We start from the raw sequence: 18224 nt of genomic DNA, 5'->3' as shown, positions 1-18224 counted from the left end.
CGATGTAGGGTAGGCGGGGTGAGCACCCAGGTCAACAGCCCGATCCCGGTCAGCGGCCCGTCACTCGCGGAACAGGCCTACCTGTTCATCCGCGACCGCCTCGTCATGCTCGACATCAAACCGGGCGACCCGATCAACGAAGACTGGCTCGGCAGCACGCTCGGCATGGGCCGCACGCCCGTGCGCGAGGCGCTCAAACGCCTCGAGACCGAGCACCTCGTGGTCGCCTACCCGCGCCGCGGCACGTTCGCCACCGACGTCAACATTTCCGACCTCGCGCACATCTCCGAGGTGCGCCGCACCCTGGAGCCGATGGCGACGGCGGCCGCGGCCGAGCGCGCGTCGGACGCCGACCGCGCCGGTCTCACGGTGCTGCGCGAGCAACTCGACGCGGCGAACCCGGCCGACAACACCGAGCTGCTGCGCACCGACCTCGAACTGCACCGCGCGATCTACGGCTGCGTGCACAATCCGTTCCTCGAGGACACCCTCATCCACTACGACAACCTCGCCACCCGCATCTGGTGTGTGTTCCTGCCGCGCCTGCGCGGCATGGCCGGACACGTGAACGAGCACCTGCCGCTGCTCACGGCGATCATCGAGGGCGACGCGAAGAAGGCCGCCGACCTCACGCTCGATCACGTGACCGGGTTCGAGCAGGCGATCCGCGCGCTGATCTAACCTTCGGTCCGCGCGCGGACCCAGTCGTGGAACGCGCCGATGTGGTGCTCGCTCGGCACGAGCACCCCGCCGCGGGCGTACGAGCGCGAGTCCATCGCGAGCTGGCACCGTTCGCACGCCTCGAAGTCCTGCAGGTTCACGCGGTGGAACAGCTCCACCGAGCGGTCGAGGTCCGCCCCGGACTCCACCACCTCGGGCAGGTAGAGCCAGTCGCACACCACGAGCGTGCGATCGGGGGCGAGCGGGAACATCCGGTGCAGGATCACGTGGTCCGGCACGAGGTTCACGAACACCTGCGGCCGGATGGTGATCGCGTAGTAGCGGCGGTCCTGGTGCTCCCCCACGCCCGGCAGCCGCGTGACGCCGGCGCTGCCGTCGACGGTGAACCCGGCGATCTGTTCGCCGAACTCCGCGCCGTGGCCCACGTAGTACTGCGCGGCGTACCCGCCGGCGAACTCCGGCAGCACCTCGGTCAGCTCCGGGTGGATCGTCGCGCAGTGGTAGCACTCCATGAAGTTCTCGATGATCTGCTTCCAGTTGGCCTGCACGTCGTACTCGATGCGCCGGCCGAGCGCAAGCCCGTCGAGCCCGTACGCCTCGATCTCCCCCGGCCCGCCGAGCCGGTCCGAGACGTCGGCCATCACCGTGGCCTCGAACGACGGCGGTTCCTCGGTCAGGCACACCCACGCGTAACCGAGCCACTCGCGCACGGCCAGTTTCGTGAGTCCGTACTCGGTGCGGTCGACGTCGGGCATGCCGGTGAGGTTCGGCGCGGCGATGAGCTTGCCGTCGAGGCCGTAGGTCCACGCGTGGTACATGCACTGGAACGCCCGCTTCACCTGCCCTCGCGCGTCGGTGCACAGGCGCGCGCCGCGGTGGCGGCACACGTTGAGGAACGCGTTCACCTTCCCGTCGCGGCCGCGGGCGACGAGCACGCTCTCGCGGCCGATCTGCACGGTCTCGAACGCCCCCGCGGTCGGCAGGTCGGCGGTGCGCACCGCGCAGAACCAGTCCGTCTCGAAGATCCGCTCCTGCTCACGGGCGAAGATCTCCGGGTCGGTGTAGTGGCGGCCGGACAGCGTCGGCAGGAGGCTCTGCGGGAGGTCGGTGGTGGTCACCGGCGGTGCTCCTCTCGGGGCGGGACGGTCGGTGCGGGCCGGAACGATGCGGGAGGTGCCGGGCGCGAAAACGGCAGAAGTCACGGGAGAGGCACCGCCGGCGTTGATGTTGCGCAGGACGCGCTGGGTTGCTCTCTCCGGAACACAATGCGGGCGCTCGACCGGCGCTGTCAAGGACGGGATTTTCGCATCACCCGATTACCGGACGCCGCCGCGAACCTGGTGCGCGGAAGCGGTTTCGGCTTCACCGCAACGAAAGCCCGTCAGGCCGACGGGCCCTCGATGGCACGACGGAAGAGCGCTTCGATCTCCGGCCGGGTCGGCGGCGGGTCGGCCAGCGCCGCCTGCATGAGCAGGCCGCAGAACAACCCGGCGAGCAGCCGGCCGGTGAGCGGGTCGGTGCGGGTGGAGAAGAACTTGATCAGGGCGTCGTCCCACGCGGCGCTCGCCGGACGCAGCCGCGGCCGGTGCAGGGCGGCGACGTAGAGGTCGTACTCGACGACCGTGTGCGGGTAGAGCTCGTGGATGTAGCCCATCACCAGATCGGCCAGCGCCGCGGCGAAATCGGCCTCCGGATCGAGCGCGCGCTCCCATTCCTGAAGCTCGCGCACGTTGTTCGCGGCGGCCTCGTGCAGCGCCACCTCGAGCAGGTCGTCGAGCGTCGCGAAGTGGTAGGTCGTGGAACCGAGCGGCACCCCGGCCGCCGCCGCGACCGCGCGGTGGGTCAGCCCGTCGATGCCGCGTTCGGCCACGACCTCGATCGCCGCCTTCGCGATCCGGGCCCGCCGCTCGGGGTCGTTGGGGCCGCGCAGCTTCCTGCGCCCGGCGGTGTCACGCGTCGTCATCGCCGCCAAGCTCCTTCACTCACCGGTCTCGTCGGGCACCGCTGATCGTCGCACGGCCTCGCGCGAACGTCCGGTGTCGGCGCTGAGAACTCGTTGTGGACATGTGTACACGCTTAGCGTACAAATGTACGCACTCGAAGTGCCGCGCGTCACACCCCGCGTGGCAAAAAGCTCCGCGAGCTGCTTGGGAAGGCCTGATGAAGGACCTCCACATCGACGGAATCTGGACCGAAGCCGCGGACGAGGCGCGCTCGGAAGTGCTCAACCCCGCCACCGGCGAAGTGCTGGCCACCGTGGCCGTGGCGGGTCCCGCCGAGGTCGGCGCCGCCGTGACCGCGGCCCGCCGGGCGTTCGACGCCGGGCCCTGGCGAAGAACGACCGCGGCCGACCGCGCGGACCTGCTCACCCGCATCGCCGCGCTGCTGCAGCGCGACCGCGAGGACCTGGCCCGAACCGAAACGCTCGACACCGGCAAGACACTGGCCGAGGGCCGCATCGACATCGACGACGTCACCGCGGTGTTCCGCTACTACGCCGCCCTGGCCGCGCACGACGCCGGGCGCGTGGTGGACACCGGCGACCCGCGCGCGATCAGCCGGATCACGCACGAACCGGTGGGTGCCTGCGCGCTCATCGCACCGTGGAACTACCCGCTGCTGCAGATGTCGTGGAAACTCGCCCCGGCGCTGGCCGCGGGCAACACCACCGTGCTCAAGCCGAGTGAGGTCACGCCGCTGTCCACGATCCGGCTCGTCGCGCTCGCCGAAGAAGCGGGCGTGCCGCCCGGGGTGGTGAACCTGCTGCTCGGCCCGGGTGCGGTCGGCGCGGCCCTGGCGGAGCACGCCGGCGTCGACCTCGTGTCCTTCACCGGCGGGCTCGCCACAGGCGAGAAGATCATGGCCGCGGCCGCGCGCGGCGTCCGGCGCGTGGCCCTCGAACTGGGCGGCAAGAACCCCAACGTGGTGTTCGACGACGCCGATTTCGAGACCGCGCTCGACTACGCACTGGCCGCCGCGTTCGTCCACTCCGGACAGGTCTGCTCGGCCGGCGCGCGGCTGATCGTGCAGGACGGCGTGCACGACCGCTTCGTCGCCGAGCTCGCCGCACGGGCCGACCGGATCCGCGTCGGCGACGGGCTCGACCCCGCCAGTGAGGCGGGCCCGCTCGTGTCCGAACCGCACCGCGCGAAGGTCGAGGGCTACATCGCCGGGGCGATCAAGGCGGGTGCGAAGCTGCGCGCGGGCGGCGGCCGGCCCGACGATCCCGCGTTGCAGCGGGGATTCTTCTTGCGCCCCACCGTGTTTTCGGACTGCACTCGCGACATGGCCGTGGTGCGGGAGGAGGTCTTCGGTCCGGTGGTCACCGTGGAGCGGTTCACCGACGAGGCCGAGGCGATCACGCTCGCGAACGACACCGACTACGGGCTCGCTGGTGCCGTGTGGACTTCGGACGCCGGGCGGGCGCAACGCGTGGCCGGGGCTCTGCGCCACGGCACCGTGTGGATCAACGACTACCACCCCTACCTCCCGCAGGCGGAGTGGGGCGGGTTCGGCCGGTCGGGCATCGGCCGTGAGCTCGGCCCTTCGGGGCTGGCGGAGTACCGCGAAGCCAAGCACGTCTACCACAACATCGACCCCGTACCGCAGCGCTGGTTCAAAGGCTGATCCGCTCGCCACCCCCTTGACCCCCTCCCCACCACCTCTGAGGACGACGAACCATGACCACACGATCCAAGCCGGCGGGCGGGGGGTCCGCCGGGGACCACTCCGACAGCTCCGAGCTCGCCAAGTTCGGGTACCGGCAGGAACTCGAGCGCTCGCTCGGCTCCTTCTCCAGCTTCGCCGCCGGCTTCAGCTACATCTCGATCATGACCGGCGTGTTCCAGCTGTTCTTCTTCGGCTTCGGCTCGGGCGGCCCAGCCTTCATCTGGACCTGGCCGCTCGTGTTCATCGGCCAGCTGGCCGTGGCGCTGTGCTTCGCCGAGTTGGCCGGGCAGTTCCCGCTCGCCGGTTCGGTGTATCAGTGGGCCAAGCAGATCGCGAAACCCGCGACGTCGTGGCTCGCGGGCTGGATCATGATCATCGGTGCGATCGTGACGGCCGCGGCCGTCGCCGTGGCCTACCAGATCATCCTGCCGCAGGTCTCCACCGCGTTCCAGATCGTCGGCAGCGATTCCGACGCCGGCCTCACCTCCACGCCCGGCGGCGCGCAGAACGCGATCATCCTCGCGCTCGTGCTCGTGGTGTTCGCGACGATCGTGAACATCATCGGCGTGAAGCTGATGGCGAAGATCAACAACTTCGGCGTGGCCGTGGAGCTCGGCGCGAGCGTCCTGCTGATCATCGCCCTGGCCGTGCACATCAAGCGCGGCCCGGGGCTGGTGTTCGACACCCACGGCACCGGCGACGGCCAGTCGCTCGGGTACCTCGGCGCGTTCCTGGTCGCGTCGCTGATGAGCGCGTATGTGTTCTACGGCTTCGACACCGCGGGCTCGCTCGCGGAGGAGACCACGCTGCCGCGCAAGCACGCGCCACGAGCGATCATCCGCGCGATCACGGCCGCGTTCATCGTGGGCGGGCTGATGATGCTGGTCGGCATGATGGCCGTCGGCGACCTGAACGCCGAGGAGCTCTCCACGTCCGGGATGCCGTACCTGCTCAAGAGCACGCTCGGCACCGGCCTCGGCGACGCGTTCCTGATCTGCTCGGCCATCGCGATCACGGTGTGCTGCCTGGCCGTGCAGACCGCCGCGATCCGCATGACCTTCGCGATGGCCCGCGACGGGCGGCTGCCGTTCAGCAAGGCGCTGGCGAAGGTGTCGCCGCGCTCGAAGACGCCGGTGCTGCCGGCGCTGATCACCGGCGGGCTCACCGTGGTGGTGCTGCTGATCAACCTCGGCAACCAGCGCGCGTTCTTCGTGCTCACCTCTACGGCGATCATCCTGTTCTACATCCCCTACCTGATGGTCACTGGCCCGATGCTGGTGCGCCGCCTGCGCGGGCAGTGGCCGCGCCCCGAGCACGGCCCGTACTTCAAGCTCGGCCGCTGGGGCACGCTCGTGAACTTCGTCGCGGTGCTCTACGGCGGGGGCATGACGATCAACCTGATCTGGCCGCGGGCCGAGGTCTACGGCGACGACCACTGGTACTTCCAGTGGGGTGCCGTGCTCATCACCGCGTTGATCGTGCTCGTCGGCGGGGTTCTGCTGTGGGTCCGCCGTCGGCACTGGGCCGCCGCGCACACGAGCCCCGAGCACCAGCCGGACACCCCGGCGCCCGGTTCCGTGACCGGCTGAGAGAAGGAGGAGACATGAGTACCGAGACCTACGACTTCGTCATCGTCGGCGGCGGGTCCGCGGGCTGCGCGCTCGCCAACCGCCTCTCCGCCGACCCCGCGACGAAGGTGCTGGTCCTCGAAGCCGGCCGTGAAGACGCGAAGTGGGACGTGTTCATCCACATGCCCGCCGCGCTGACGTTCCCCATCGGCAGCAAGTACTACGACTGGGGCTACCGCAGCGAACCCGAGCCGCACATGAACCGGCGGCGGATCTACCACGCGCGCGGCAAGGTGCTCGGCGGTTCCAGCAGCATCAACGGGATGATCTTCCAGCGCGGCAACCCGCTCGACTACGAGCGCTGGGCGGGCGACCCCGGCATGTCCGAGTGGGACTACGCCCACTGCCTGCCGTACTTCCGCCGCATGGAGAACTGCCTCGCCGACGCGCCCGACGGGCCGTGGCGCGGCCACGACGGCCCGCTCGAGCTGGAACGCGGCCCGGCGACCAACCCGTTGTTCGAGGCCTTCTTCGACGCCGCGGTGCAAGCGGGCTACCCGCGCACCGACGACGTGAACGGCTACCGGCAGGAGGGTTTCGCCGCCTTCGACCGCAACGTCCGCAAGGGACGGCGGCTCTCGGCCGCCCGCGCGTACCTGCACCCGGTGCTGCACCGGAAGAACCTCACCGTGAAGACCCACGCGTTCGTGTCGCAGATCCTCTTCGACGGCACCCGCGCGATCGGCGTCGAGTACGCGCAGGGCCGCGGCGCGCCCGGGGAGGTGTACGGCAAGGAGATCATCCTGTGCGGCGGCGCGATCAACACACCGCAATTGCTGCAGCTCTCCGGCGTCGGCAACGCGGCTGAGCTGGAGAAGCTGGGCATCGACGTGGTCCGCGACCTGCCGGGCGTCGGCGAGAACCTGCAGGACCACCTCGAGGTCTACATCCAGTACGCCTGCAAGCAGCCGGTGTCGATGCAGCCTTCGCTCGCGAAGTGGAAGCGGCCGTGGATCGGCGCGCAGTGGCTGTTCCTGCGCTCGGGACCCGCGGCCACCAACCACTTCGAGGGCGGCGGCTTCGTCCGCGGCAACGACGAGGTGGCCTACCCGAACCTGATGTTCCACTTCCTGCCCATCGCCATCCGCTACGACGGATCGGTGCCGGCGGGCGGGCACGGCTACCAGGTGCACGTCGGGCCGATGTACGCCGACACCCGCGGAACGGTGAAGATCACCTCCACCGATCCGCGCGAGCACCCGGCGCTGCGGTTCAACTACCTGTCCACGGAGAACGACCGCCGCGAGTGGGTGGAGGCCGTGCGGGTGGCGCGCAAGATCCTCAACCAAAGCGCGCTCGCCCCGTTCAACGGCGGCGAGATCTCGCCCGGGCCGGCCGTGGAGACCGACGAGGAGATCCTCGACTGGGTCGCCAAGGACGCCGAGACCGCGCTGCATCCTTCGTGCACCGCGAAGATGGGCGTGGACGAGCTGTCAGTGGTGGACCCGGGCAGCATGCGCGTGCACGGCACCGAGGGCCTGCGGGTGGTCGACGCGTCGGTGCTGCCCTACATCCCCAACGGCAACATCTACGCGCCGGTGATGATGACCGCCGAGAAATCCGCGGACCTGATCCTCGGCAACACTCCGCTCGCGCCGATCAAGCAGCCCTTCTACCGTCACAGTCCCGCCTGACCGTCGGCCTGCCGGACCCGTGCGCCCACGCGGCGCACGGGTCCGCGGCGTGCCCGGGAACGGGCCACAAAATCCGCCCCGATCGGACCCCGGACACCCCTTGACGGCGCCCCGCCCGCGCACTCAGACTTGTTGCGTATCGCGTTCTGCGTTCCCCCATACGCAACACGGTGCCATGACTAGCACGGCCCCTCACAAGCACACACCCCAGCTCCTCCCGGAGGCCCAGATGCTGCGCGCGTGCACAGTGGACGAACTGCCCCCCGGCGAATCCGTCCGGATCGCGGGGCCCGAGCCGATCGCGGTGTTCAACGCCGACGGCGAGCTCTACGCGATCGGCGACACGTGCAGCCACCAGGACGCGTCCCTGGCCGACGGCTGGCTCGAAGACTGCTTCGTCGAATGCCCGCTGCACGCGGCGCTGTTCGACCTGCGGACGGGGATGCCGTCGTGCCTGCCCGCGAAGGAGCCGGTGCGCACGTACGAGGTGCTCGTCGAAGGTGGCGTGATCTACGTGCAAGCGGAGCGCGCCGAGGATGCCGCGTGAAAAGCATCGCGATCGTCGGCGCTTCGCTCGCCGGGGCGCGAGCCGCGCAGGAGCTGCGCGCGCAGGGGTTCGACGGCCGAGTGGTGCTCGTCGGGGCCGAACCGCACCTGCCTTACGACCGGCCGCCGCTGTCGAAGGCCTTCCTCGCCGGCACCGCGGAGCGCGAGTCGCTGGACCTGCTCGACGCCGACGACACGGCATCGCTGGAGCTGCGGCTGGGCACCCGGGCGGAACGGCTCGACGCCTCCGTCGGGCGGCTCGTGCTCTCCGACGGCGGTGACCTGGCGGTGGACGGCGTCGTCCTCGCCACAGGCGGGCGCGCGCGGACACTGCCCGGCACGGAGGGCGTTGCCGGGCTCCACGTGCTGCGGACGCTGGACGACGCGCTGGCCCTGCGCGCGGAGCTGGTGCCGGGCGCGCGGGTGGTGATCGTGGGCGCCGGGTTCATCGGGGCAGAGGTCGCGTCGACCTGCCGCTCGCTCGGCCTCGACGTCACCGTGCTCGAGGCGCTGGCCACGCCGCTCGAACGCGTGCTGGGGCCACAGCTGGCCGAGGTGTGCTCGCGGCTGCATGATCGCCACGGCACGATCCTGCGCTGCGGCGCCGCCGTCGACGAGCTCGTGACCGCAGGCGGGCGGGTGACCGGCGTCCGGCTCGTGGGCGGTGAGGAACTGCCGGCCGACGTGGTCGTCGTCGGGATCGGCATGGTGCCCGCGACCGAGTGGCTGGCCGGTTCGGGCCTCGAGGTGGGCAACGGCGTGCACGTCTCGAGCGGGCTCGTCACCGCGCTGCCCAACGTGGTCGCGGCCGGCGACGTCGCGGCCTACCCGTCGGAGAAAAGCGGACGGCGACACCGCCACGAGCACTGGACCAACGCGAGCGAGCAAGCCGGTGTCGCCGTCGCGAACCTGCTCGCCGGCACCACCACCCGGCACTACGCGCCGAGCGGCTACGTCTGGTCGGACCAGTACGAAGGCACTCTGCAGCTGGCCGGGCACCCCGAGCCCGGCGACGAGGTCGTGTTCACCGACGGCGGCCCCGACGACCCCGCGTTCGTGGCGACCTACCAGCGCAACGGAGTGACGGTCGGGGTCTTCGCACTCAACAGTGCCAAGCAGTTCACCCGGTTGCGGCGCCAGGCCTTGCGGCGGCCCGCCCCCGTGGCCTGAACTGCGGGGATGGAACGCCGCCAGCTTCAGTACTTCCTCGCCATCGTCGACCACGGCGGCTTCACCAACGCGGCCCGGCGGCTGCACGTCGCGCAGCCGTCGCTCTCCCACGCCGTGCGCACGCTGGAAAAGGAGCTCGGCGGGCTGCTGTTCCACCGTCTGCCCCACGGCGCCACGCTGACGCCGGCCGGCACGGCGCTCGTCGCCCCGGCCCGGCAGATCCTGCGCGACCTGCGCACGGCCGACGCGTCCGTGCGCGAGGTCCTCGGTCTCGGCGGCGGGACGCTGGACCTCGCGTCGCAGACCACGCTCGCCGTCGACCCGCTCGCGAAGCTGCTCGGCCGGTTCCGCGCGGCGCACCCCCGGGTCCTCGTGCGCGTGCGGGCGCCGGAGACGGGCTCGGACGTCGTGAACCGCGTCCGAAATGGACAGAGCGAGGTCGGGCTCGTCGAGTCCGGTGCCGAAACGCCGGGGCTCGCCGGGCTCGACCTCGCCGAGCAGGAGGTGTTCGCCGTGCTGCCCGCGGACTCGCCGGTGCGCGACGTGCTGCCGGTGACCGAGCTCGCCGCGCTGGACCTGGTCACCACCCCGCCGGGCACGGCGACGCGGTGGATCGTCGAGGAAGCCCTGCGCGGCACGGCCGAGCCCCGCGTCGTCGTGGAGACCGAGCACCGCGCGATGATCGTGCCCCTCGTGCTGGCCGGGGCCGGTGCGGCGCTGCTGCCCCGCGCGATGGCCGAGGACGCCCGCCGCCAGGGCGCGATCACCGTGCCACTGGACCCGCCGTTGCTGCGACGTGGCCGGATGGTCTGGCGCGCCGGGCCGCTGTCCCCCGCGGCCGAACGGTTCCTGGTCCTGGCCGGCGGGACGCCATAAAGATCACCTCTGGGCCCGATCGGATTCTGGTCTGGGCCATCCCCGGCCGGAGCCTGGCCGCCGAGGGCGTGGCGCTGTGAAGCTCGTTGGCGTCCACTTCGGAAGGAGCCCTTCATGTCCGCGTTCCCCGCCGGGCGTCACGTCCTGCCGCGCCCGGACGTCCCTGTGCCCGCGCCGGCGGCACTCGACGTGCGCGAGCAGCGCGGCCAGGGAACGCCGATCGGGCCCGTGCCCCCGCCGGAGGGCGCACCGAACGTCGTGGTGGTGCTGGCCGATGATCTGGGCTTCGGCACGTCGAGCGCGTTCGGCGGCCCGTGCGCCATGCCGACAGCCGACCGGCTCGCGGCCGGCGGGCTGCGCTACACGCGCTTCCACGTCACCGCGCTGTGCTCACCGACCCGCCAGGCGCTGCTGACCGGGCGCAACCACCACTCCGTAGGCATGGGCGGCACCACGGAAATGGCGACCTCCGCGCCGGGTTATCACGGCTTTCGCCCGCGCAGTGCCGCCACGCTCGCGCAGATCCTGCACGGCAACGGGTACAGCACCGCCGCGTTCGGCAAGTGGCACCAGACGCCGCCGCGCGAGATCAGCGCGGTCGGCCCCTTCGACCGGTGGCCGACCGGCGAGGGGTTCGACACCTTCTACGGCTTCCTGGGCGCGGAGATGAACCACTGGTACCCGTTGCTGTACCAGGGAACCACGCCGGTCGAACCCGACCGGCGGCCGGAGGAGGGCTACCACCTGACCGAGGACCTCGTCGACCACGCCGTCGACTGGGTGCGCACGCAGCACACGCTCACGCCGGACCGCCCGTTCTTCACCTACCTCGCCCTCGGCGCCGCCCACGCGCCGCTGCACGTCGGCCGCGAATGGCGCGAGCGGAACCGCGGCCGGTTCGACCACGGCTGGGACCGGCAGCGGGAGCTGACGCTGGCGCGGCAGAAGGAGCTCGGCGTGGTGCCCGGGGACACCGAACTCGCGCCGTGGGCCGAAGGCGTGCCGCGCTGGGACGAGCTCGACGACACCCGCCGACGGCTGGCCGCGCGGTTCATGGAGACGTTCGCGGGGTTTGTCGAACACGCCGACACGCAGGTGGGCCGGTTCGTCTCCGCACTCGACGAGCTGGGCGAACTCGACAACACACTGTTCCTCTACCTGCTCGGCGACAACGGCGCGTCGGGCGAAGGCGGCGTCGAGGGCACCCTCGTGGAACACCGGCTGGGCCACGGACTCGTCGACGACCCGGAGGAGATGATCCGCCACCTCGACGAGATCGGGGACCCCAGCACCTACCCGATCGCGCCGGCCGGCTGGGCGCTCGCGCTGAACACGCCGTACCAGTGGACGAAACAGGTCGCCTCGCACCTCGGTGGCACCCGCGACGGGCTGATCCTGCACTGGCCCGCGGGCGGCGCCGAAGCCGGCGGGCTGCGCCACCAGTACGGCCACGTGATCGACGTGCTGCCCACGATCCTCGACTGCGCGGGCATTCCCGCGCCCCACAGCGTGGACGGCGTGCAGCAGCAGCCGATCGAAGGCGTGAGCCTGCGCGAGACGATCACCGACGCGGCCGCGCCCGAGCGCCACCACACGCAGTACTACGAGATGTGCGGCAACCGCGGGATCTACCACGAGGGCTGGACCGCGGTGACGCGCCACGGTGTGCCGTGGGAGATGGTGGCGACGAAGCGGCGGCCGTTCTCCGACGACGTCTGGGAGCTCTACGACCTCACCCGCGATCCGAGCCAGGCCCGCGACCTCGCCGCCGACCACCCCGCGAAACTGCGGGAGCTGCAGGACCTTTTCCTCGTGGAGGCGGCGAAACACCAGGTCTTCCCGCTCGACGACCGCGTCACCGAACGCGAGAACCCGGTGCTGGCGGGGCGGCTCGACCTGCTGGGCGCGCGGACGTCGGTGACCTACCGCGGCGGGATGCGGCGCTTCACCGAGGAGACCACGCCGAACGTCAAGAACCGCTCCCACGTTGTCACGGCGGACCTCGACCTGCCCGCCACGCCCGCGTCCGGCGTCGTCATCGCGCAGGGCGGCCGTTTCGGTGGCTGGACGCTGTACTTCGCCGACGGCCGCCCGGTCTACGTCTACAACTACTTCGGCCTCGAGCACTTCACCGCGGCGGCGACCGACCCGCTCGCCCCGGGCCGGCACGAGCTGCGCCTCGAATTCACCTACGACGGCGGCGGGCCCGGCCTCGGCGGCGAAGCCGTGCTCACCTCCGACGGCGAGAAGCTCGCGGCGGCCCGCGTCGAGCGGACGATCGCGTACTACTTCTCGTTCGACGAGACGCTCGACGTGGGCGTCGACCTCGGCACGCCGGTGTCCGACGCCTACGCCGCCGGGACCAATGCGTTCACAGGGCTCGTGCACACGGTCCGGATCGACCTCGGTCCGGCCGCCGAAGTGGCGGAATCCGACGGTGGCCTGCAGCGACGGATCATGGGCGCCCAGTGACCACCCCGGATGATCAGCACTCTGACCAGCCGTTAACCTAGCTGCCTAGTCAATTGGGGTAACGGATACAGGGGTAACGGACACGGTGTTCGAGTTCCGGTTCGAGAGTGGTTCGGGTGTGCCGCCGTACCTGCAGCTGGTGCGGCAGGTCGAGCACGCCGTGCGGCTCGGTGAGCTCAAGCGGGGCGACCGGCTGCCGACGGTCAAGGAGGTCGCGCGCCGGCTCGTGATCAACCCGAACACCGTGCAGAAGGCGTATCGCGAACTGGACCACCGCGACATCGTGCGCGGCCGGCCCGGGATGGGCACGTTCGTCGCGCGCGACGACCCGGCGGGCGTGTCGCCCGAACGGCAGGCACAGCTGCGCGCCGGGTTGGAGCGGTGGATCAACGAGGCCCGCGGGTCGGGCCTGACCGTCGCCGACGTCGAGGCCCTCGTTTCGTCCGTGCTCCTGCGCATCGGAAAACATTCCGGGAAGGAGAACGAGTGAGCACAGCGGCGATCGCGACCCATGCCCTGGGCCGGCGCTACGGTCGTGCCTGGGGGCTTCGGGATTGCACACTCGAAATCGGCGAGGGTCGCGTGGTCGGCCTCGTCGGACCCAATGGTGCGGGGAAGTCGACCCTGCTGAACCTCCTGGCCGGGCTCCTGCGGCCCTCGGCCGGGGATCTGGAGCTGTTCGGCCGCCTGGTGAAGCCGGGACAGCCGACCGACGGCGTCGCGTACCTCGACCAGCGGCATTCGCTCTATGAGTCGTTCCGAGTGCGCGAGATGCTCGAAGCCGCGCGCCGGCTCAACCGGCGCTGGGACCACCGCGTGGCGCTCGACCGCGTGCGTGAGCTGGGCATTCCGCTGCAACGCCGCGTCGGCGAGCTCTCCGGGGGCCAGCGGGCACAGGTGGCGCTGAGCGTCGCCCTCGCGCGGCGACCGGAGCTGTTGGTGCTCGACGAGCCCGTCGCGAGTCTCGACCCGCTCGCCCGCCGCGACCTCATGGGCAGCCTGATGGCGGCGAAGGCCGACCACGACTGCACGGTGGTGCTGTCCTCGCACGTCGTGTCCGAGCTGGAGCGGCTGTGCGACCACCTCGTGGTGCTCGACCACGGCCGGGTGGTGCTGTCCGGCGACGTCGACGACCTCATGGCGGAGCACGTGCGGCTCACCGGGCCGGCGTCCACTGTGGACGAGGTCCGAAGCCTCCCGCTGTCGTGCGAACGCCGGGGCGACGCGGCCACGATGCTCCTGCGCGGTCCACGGCCGGAGCTTCCGCCGGGCTGGCACGCCGAGCCGGTTTCACTGGAAGATCTCGTGCTGCACCACCTCGCAGCCGGGCGGCCGAAGGAGGTCGCAGCGTGATCTGGGTTTCCTGGCGGCAGGACCGGGCGCGGCTGCTGGGCCTCGCCGCCCTGTTCGTCGTACTGGCCGCGGGCTACGTGGCCATGGGTGCCGACATGCGAGGCTCGCTGTCCACAGTGGACCTGCCCGACTGCTTCGCCGGCGCACCGGACCCGCGGTGCGGTGACTGGCCGGCGCTGATCGCCTTCGTGCACAACTACGCGCAGCTGCTGCTGACGCTCCTGCCCGCCGCGCTCGGCATGTTCCTCGGCGCGCCCGTCGTGGCGGCGGAGTTGGAACACCACACGTTCCGGTTCACCTGGACGCAGTCGGTGACCCGCGGCCGGTGGCTGGGCTCGAAGGTGCTGCTCGGCGGCGCGTTCTCCGTGGCGTACGGGCTGGTGTTCGCCGCCGCGTACGCGTGGTGGTTCGCCCCCGCCATCCAGCGCGAAGGCCGGTTCCCGACCTTCGACTTCGGGCTCGTCTCGTTCCCCGCGACCTGCCTGTTCGGGTTCGCGCTCGGACTCGCTGGCGGCGCGGTACTCCGGCAGACGCTCGCCGGCGCGGCTGTGGCGCTCGTGGGCTTCCTGCCGGTGATCGTGGTCGTGAAGAACCTCGTGCGCCCGCGGTTGTTCTCCCCCGTGCTCACAGAACAGACCCACGTCGGTGACCTCACGGTCGGCACGCAGGTGTTCCGCGACGGCGCCGGCGTGATCCACGGCTACGACGAAACCCTGGCCCTGGCCGGGATCCCGCGGCCCCCGATCCCGGGGATGGAGCCGGTCGACCGGCTGGCCTCGGCCGGGTTCACCCGGCTGTACCCCGTGCAGCCGGCCGGGCGGTTCTGGACGTTGCAGTTGTGCGAGGCGGGTCTGTTCGTGCTGCTGGCCGCGCTGTGCGTGGCAGGGGCGTTCTGGTGGGTCCGCCGGCGCTTGGCCTGAGCACCACGTGCGGCGCGGCGGAGCGGGTCAGCACCTGGGCGTCGGCGAAGCCCGGGGGCACCCGCCCCGCGCGCAGTTCCTCCCGCACGACGCGGGCCCTGGCGACGTGGCGCGCGAACGAGCGGCTCCGCACGATCCGGGCCCGGCGCCGCTGGCCGGCCAGTGCCTCCTCGGCAGTCGCGTCCAGCCACAGCAACCGCGCCGGACGCCTGGTGCTCCGGGCCACCAGGCCGAGCCACCGCCGGGTCGAGGCGCGGGTCGCGGGCTCGTGCACGACCAGCGGCCCGCGACGCAGCGCCGCGAACAGCACGATCCGCGCGCGGTGGCACACGTGCACCACCGGCCGGTAGAGCCGGTACGGCACAGCGGTGGGCAACACGGCTCCGAGGCGGCCGCGGACCTGGTCCGAATCGAGCACGCGCAAGGAGCCGGCGGCTTGGCGCAGCAGGGTCGTCTTTCCCGCTCCGGGCAGTCCCGCCACCACGAGCAGGTCGCTGCTCCCGAGCTCGATCACCGTGCGCTCCATGCCCTGACAACGGGCGACAAAAGGTAATGGTTCCTTTACCTTTCCTCAGGTGCGAGTGACCCGGTGCGCGCCGCTCCCCTTCAGCCACCGCGCCACGGCCTTGCCGGCTTCCCAGAGGATCAACAGCGCAACCGCCGGCACCAGCGCCCAGAAGAACTGCGTCAGCGTGAGGTCCGTGGTGCCCAGCAGCTTGTGGAAGGCGTCCATCTTGATGACCAGCACCGCGAGCACGAACTCGCCCAGCATCGCCCAGTTCATCTGCTTGCTGTCGAACGTGGCGATCGTGAGTGCGGTCCCCGTCTCGCTGCGGCATTCGACCGCCGCCACGATCAGGCAGAGGGCGAAGGCCGTGAACGCAATCGTGGTGGCGACCTCGGCGCTGCCGTAGTACGCCTGGCCCAGCGAAAGCAGCAGGAGCAGTCCGACGGTCACGGCCAGCCCGGAGAGCCCGACGGTGATGAACACCGGGCGGGTGAGCACGGACTCGCCGCGCGGCCGCGGCTTCAGCCCCATGAGCCCCGGTGTTTCGCGGTCGAAGCCGAGGGCGAACCCGAAGGGCGCGTTAACCACGAAGTGGATCCACAGGACCTGCGCTGGCGTGAACGGCTCCCCGGCGGCGATGTTGAACAGACTGGCGCCCAGGAACGTCAGCACGAACACGACCAGCAGCACCAGGACGAAGCGGATGTACTTCGTGAGGTTGTCGTAGATCTTGCGGCCCTGCTCGACGGCGAACACGATCGTCGCGAAGTTGTCGTCCGACAGGATCATCCGGCTGGCGTTCTTCGCGACGTCGGTGCCGCTGCCCATCGCGATCCCGAGGTCCGCCGCCTTGATGGCCGGCGCGTCGTTCACACCGTCGCCGGTCATGGCGACGACGTCGCCCTTCTTCTTGAGCGTGTCGGCCAGGATCACCTTGTGTTCCGGGGAAACGCGCCCCACGATGCCGATGTCGTCGATGCGGGAAAGCCGTTCGGCCTCGGTCAGGTCCGCGAACTCCGAGCCCAGCACGGCGTCACCCGGGATGCCGAGCTGCTTCGCGATCGCCGCGCCCGTGGTGACGTCGTCGCCGGTCACCATGCGCACCCGGATGTGGGCCGCCTGTGCACTGGCCACCGCGGCTTTGGACTGCTCACGCGGCGGGTCGACCATCGCGACCAGGCTCATCACCTGCAGGCGGGTCACGTAGGACAGCAAGTCGCCTTCGGCGTCGAACGCCGCCGGGTCGAGGTCGCACTGGGCGGCGGCCATCACGCGTCGGCCCTGCGCTTCCATGCTCTTCATGCGGTCGCGAGCCCGCCGGTTCACTCCGTCGTCCCAGGGCACGGACTCGCCGCCCGACAAGGCGGTCGCGGCGCGGTCCAGCACCGCGGGCGCGGCGCCTTTCACGAAGCAGCGCACCACCTCCCGGCCCGATTCGTCGGTCGTCGGGTGGAAGGTGGCCATCAGCGTGTACGACGGGTCGAAGGGCAAGGTCGCCGTGCGCGGCAGCTTCTCCCGCGTCGCGTCGACGTCAAGGCCGGCCTTGGCGCCGAGCACGAGCAGGGCACCCTCCGTGGGATCGCCGACGACCTTGCCGTCGACGATCTTCGCGTCGCTGGCGACCAGGTAGGGCAGGATCGCGCTCTCGATACCGCCGCCGAACCGGCGGCGTGGTGCACCTTGCCCTCGAGGCTGTACCCGATGCCGCTCACGGTGTAGCGGTCGGTGTGGTTCACCACCTCGACGGCGGTCATCTGGTTCATCGTCAGCGTGCCGGTCTTGTCCGAGTTGATCGCGGAGGTGAACCCGAGGGTCTCGACCGAAGGGAGGTCCTTGACGATCGCGTTGCGCTTGGCCAGGTCCACGCTGCCGAGCGAGAGGATCACCTGGCTCACCGTGGGCAGCGCCTCGGGGATGGCCGCGATCGCCAGCGAGATCGCGCTCACGAACAGGACGTCCCACGACAGATCACGGGCGCGGCCCAGCACGAACATCACGACCATGGTGATCCCGGCCGCCGCGGCGATCCACAGCGTGAGCGTGTTGAGCTGCTTCGTCAGCGGTGACTCTCGCGCGTCGTGGCCGACAGCATCCCGGAGATCTTGCCCAGCTCCGTGTCCTGGCCGGTGCCGGTCACGATGACGGTCGCGCTGCCGTGCGTGACCGGGCAGTTCATGAACGCCATGTTCGACTGGTCGCCGGGGCCGAGCTTGCCGGCGGGCAACGCGGCCGCGTCCTTCACCGCCGGTGTGCTTTCCCCCGTCAGCGACGACTCATCGATCTGCAACGCGTTGGCCACGACGATGCGGCAGTCGGCGGGGACCTGGTCACCCGCCGTGATCAGCACGACGTCGCCGACCACGATCTCTTCGGCCGGCACCGCTTCTTCGACCCCGTCGCGACGCACCCGCGCGGTCGCCTTCATCATCGACTTCAGCGCGTTCATCGCGCTCTCGGCCTTGCCCTCCTGGCGCAGGCCCGCGACCGCATTGCCCACCGTGAGCACCAGCAGCAGCGTGGCCGTGCCCCACTGCTTGATCACCAGCGACACCACGGCGGCCGCGACCAGGATGAGCTGCATGTAGCTGCGGTACTGGTCGAGGAACCGCAGCCAGGACGCTTTCGGCTTCTCCTCGGGCAGCGCGTTCGGACCGTTCACGCTGAGCCGCTCCGCCGCCGTCGCCGAGGAGAGCCCGAACTCCAGGTCGACGCCGAACGCCGAGGCCACGTCGCCGGGGGTGCGTGAGTACCAGTTGTGCTCTTTCGC

14 protein-coding genes and 2 pseudogenes are annotated in these 18224 nt (G+C 70.9%); 11 read left to right on the top strand and 5 right to left on the bottom strand.

Going from position 1 to position 18224, the window contains the following annotated elements:
* Positions 1-18: 18 nt before the first annotated feature.
* Positions 19-681, top strand: coding sequence for a GntR family transcriptional regulator (locus AB0383_RS09825; protein ID WP_360599030.1), 663 nt, complete (start codon positions 19-21; stop codon positions 679-681).
* Here AB0383_RS09825 and AB0383_RS09820 read toward each other — a convergent pair.
* Entirely contained in the window at positions 678-1799 is a 1122-nt protein-coding gene (locus AB0383_RS09820; protein ID WP_366186371.1) for an aromatic ring-hydroxylating dioxygenase subunit alpha, read from the bottom strand. The two genes, AB0383_RS09825 and AB0383_RS09820, sit on opposite strands and share 4 nt — an antisense overlap.
* A gap of 263 nt (positions 1800-2062) precedes the next feature.
* Entirely contained in the window at positions 2063-2644 is a 582-nt protein-coding gene (locus tag AB0383_RS09815) for a TetR family transcriptional regulator (RefSeq protein ID WP_364178064.1), read from the bottom strand.
* A 197-nt stretch (positions 2645-2841) separates the two neighbouring features.
* Here AB0383_RS09815 and AB0383_RS09810 point away from each other — a divergent pair, with 197 nt between their 5' ends.
* From AB0383_RS09810 to AB0383_RS09765, 10 genes are all read left to right on the top strand, one after another.
* Positions 2842-4308: an aldehyde dehydrogenase family protein gene (locus AB0383_RS09810; protein WP_366186369.1), complete on the top strand. Its 1467-nt coding sequence runs from the start codon at positions 2842-2844 to the stop codon at positions 4306-4308.
* 53 nt (positions 4309-4361) lie between these two features.
* Positions 4362-5939 carry an amino acid permease gene (locus AB0383_RS09805; protein WP_366186367.1) on the top strand — a complete coding sequence of 526 codons (1578 nt, stop codon included), beginning with the start codon at positions 4362-4364 and terminating at the stop codon, positions 5937-5939.
* A 14-nt stretch (positions 5940-5953) separates the two neighbouring features.
* Positions 5954-7612 (top strand): choline dehydrogenase, encoded by a 1659-nt coding sequence (betA, locus tag AB0383_RS09800; RefSeq protein ID WP_364178074.1) that lies wholly within the window; start codon positions 5954-5956, stop codon positions 7610-7612.
* A gap of 229 nt (positions 7613-7841) precedes the next feature.
* Positions 7842-8159 (top strand): bifunctional 3-phenylpropionate/cinnamic acid dioxygenase ferredoxin subunit, encoded by a 318-nt coding sequence (locus tag AB0383_RS09795; protein ID WP_364178331.1) that lies wholly within the window; start codon positions 7842-7844, stop codon positions 8157-8159.
* Positions 8156-9328, top strand: coding sequence for an FAD-dependent oxidoreductase (locus tag AB0383_RS09790; RefSeq protein ID WP_366186365.1), 1173 nt, complete (start codon positions 8156-8158; stop codon positions 9326-9328). Before AB0383_RS09795 ends, AB0383_RS09790 begins: the two co-directional genes overlap by 4 nt.
* Positions 9329-9337: 9 nt before the next feature.
* Positions 9338-10204: a LysR family transcriptional regulator gene (locus AB0383_RS09785; protein ID WP_364178080.1), complete on the top strand. Its 867-nt coding sequence runs from the start codon at positions 9338-9340 to the stop codon at positions 10202-10204.
* A gap of 114 nt (positions 10205-10318) precedes the next feature.
* Complete coding sequence (locus AB0383_RS09780) at positions 10319-12676, top strand: arylsulfatase (protein WP_366186363.1); 2358 nt, start codon at positions 10319-10321, stop codon at positions 12674-12676.
* A gap of 85 nt (positions 12677-12761) precedes the next feature.
* Positions 12762-13166, top strand: a complete 405-nt coding sequence (locus AB0383_RS09775; protein ID WP_366186361.1) for a GntR family transcriptional regulator — start codon at positions 12762-12764, stop codon at positions 13164-13166.
* On the top strand, positions 13163-14029 hold the full coding sequence (locus AB0383_RS09770; RefSeq protein ID WP_364178088.1) for an ABC transporter ATP-binding protein: 867 nt from the start codon (positions 13163-13165) through the stop codon (positions 14027-14029). The genes AB0383_RS09775 and AB0383_RS09770 overlap by 4 nt, the downstream gene beginning before the upstream one ends.
* Positions 14026-14949 (top strand): hypothetical protein, encoded by a 924-nt coding sequence (locus AB0383_RS09765; protein ID WP_366186359.1) that lies wholly within the window; start codon positions 14026-14028, stop codon positions 14947-14949. The genes AB0383_RS09770 and AB0383_RS09765 overlap by 4 nt, the downstream gene beginning before the upstream one ends.
* A 103-nt stretch (positions 14950-15052) precedes the next feature.
* On the opposite strand, the pseudogene AB0383_RS09760 reads toward AB0383_RS09765, so the two are convergent.
* The 3 genes and pseudogenes from AB0383_RS09760 to AB0383_RS09750 all read right to left on the bottom strand — a co-directional run.
* Positions 15053-15475, bottom strand: a pseudogene (locus AB0383_RS09760) (AAA family ATPase); the annotation flags it as partial.
* A 45-nt stretch (positions 15476-15520) separates the two neighbouring features.
* Positions 15521-17014 carry an HAD-IC family P-type ATPase gene (locus tag AB0383_RS09755; RefSeq protein ID WP_366186357.1) on the bottom strand — a complete coding sequence of 498 codons (1494 nt, stop codon included), beginning with the start codon at positions 17012-17014 and terminating at the stop codon, positions 15521-15523.
* Positions 16921-18210, bottom strand: a pseudogene (locus AB0383_RS09750) (HAD-IC family P-type ATPase); the annotation flags it as partial. The gene AB0383_RS09755 and the pseudogene AB0383_RS09750, both read right to left, overlap by 94 nt.
* Positions 18211-18224 lie beyond the last annotated feature (14 nt).

The sequence above is a fragment of the Amycolatopsis sp. NPDC051373 genome (genome assembly GCF_040689465.1).
GTDB lineage: Bacteria > Actinomycetota > Actinomycetes > Mycobacteriales > Pseudonocardiaceae > Amycolatopsis.
This window is presented reverse-complemented; position numbering and strand designations above follow the sequence as displayed.

Bases quoted from the DNA above. Each gene is read 5' to 3' on its own strand.
- AB0383_RS09815 (WP_364178064.1), bottom strand. From the start codon at position 2,644: ATGACGACGCGTGACACCGCCGGGCGCAGGAAGCTGCGCGGCCCCAAC.
- AB0383_RS09810 (WP_366186369.1), top strand. From the start codon at position 2,842: ATGAAGGACCTCCACATCGACGGAATCTGGACCGAAGCCGCGGACGAG.
- AB0383_RS09805 (WP_366186367.1), top strand. From the start codon at position 4,362: ATGACCACACGATCCAAGCCGGCGGGCGGGGGGTCCGCCGGGGACCAC.
- betA (WP_364178074.1), top strand. From the start codon at position 5,954: ATGAGTACCGAGACCTACGACTTCGTCATCGTCGGCGGCGGGTCCGCG.
- AB0383_RS09795 (WP_364178331.1), top strand. From the start codon at position 7,842: ATGCTGCGCGCGTGCACAGTGGACGAACTGCCCCCCGGCGAATCCGTC.
- AB0383_RS09785 (WP_364178080.1), top strand. From the start codon at position 9,338: ATGGAACGCCGCCAGCTTCAGTACTTCCTCGCCATCGTCGACCACGGC.
- AB0383_RS09780 (WP_366186363.1), top strand. From the start codon at position 10,319: ATGTCCGCGTTCCCCGCCGGGCGTCACGTCCTGCCGCGCCCGGACGTC.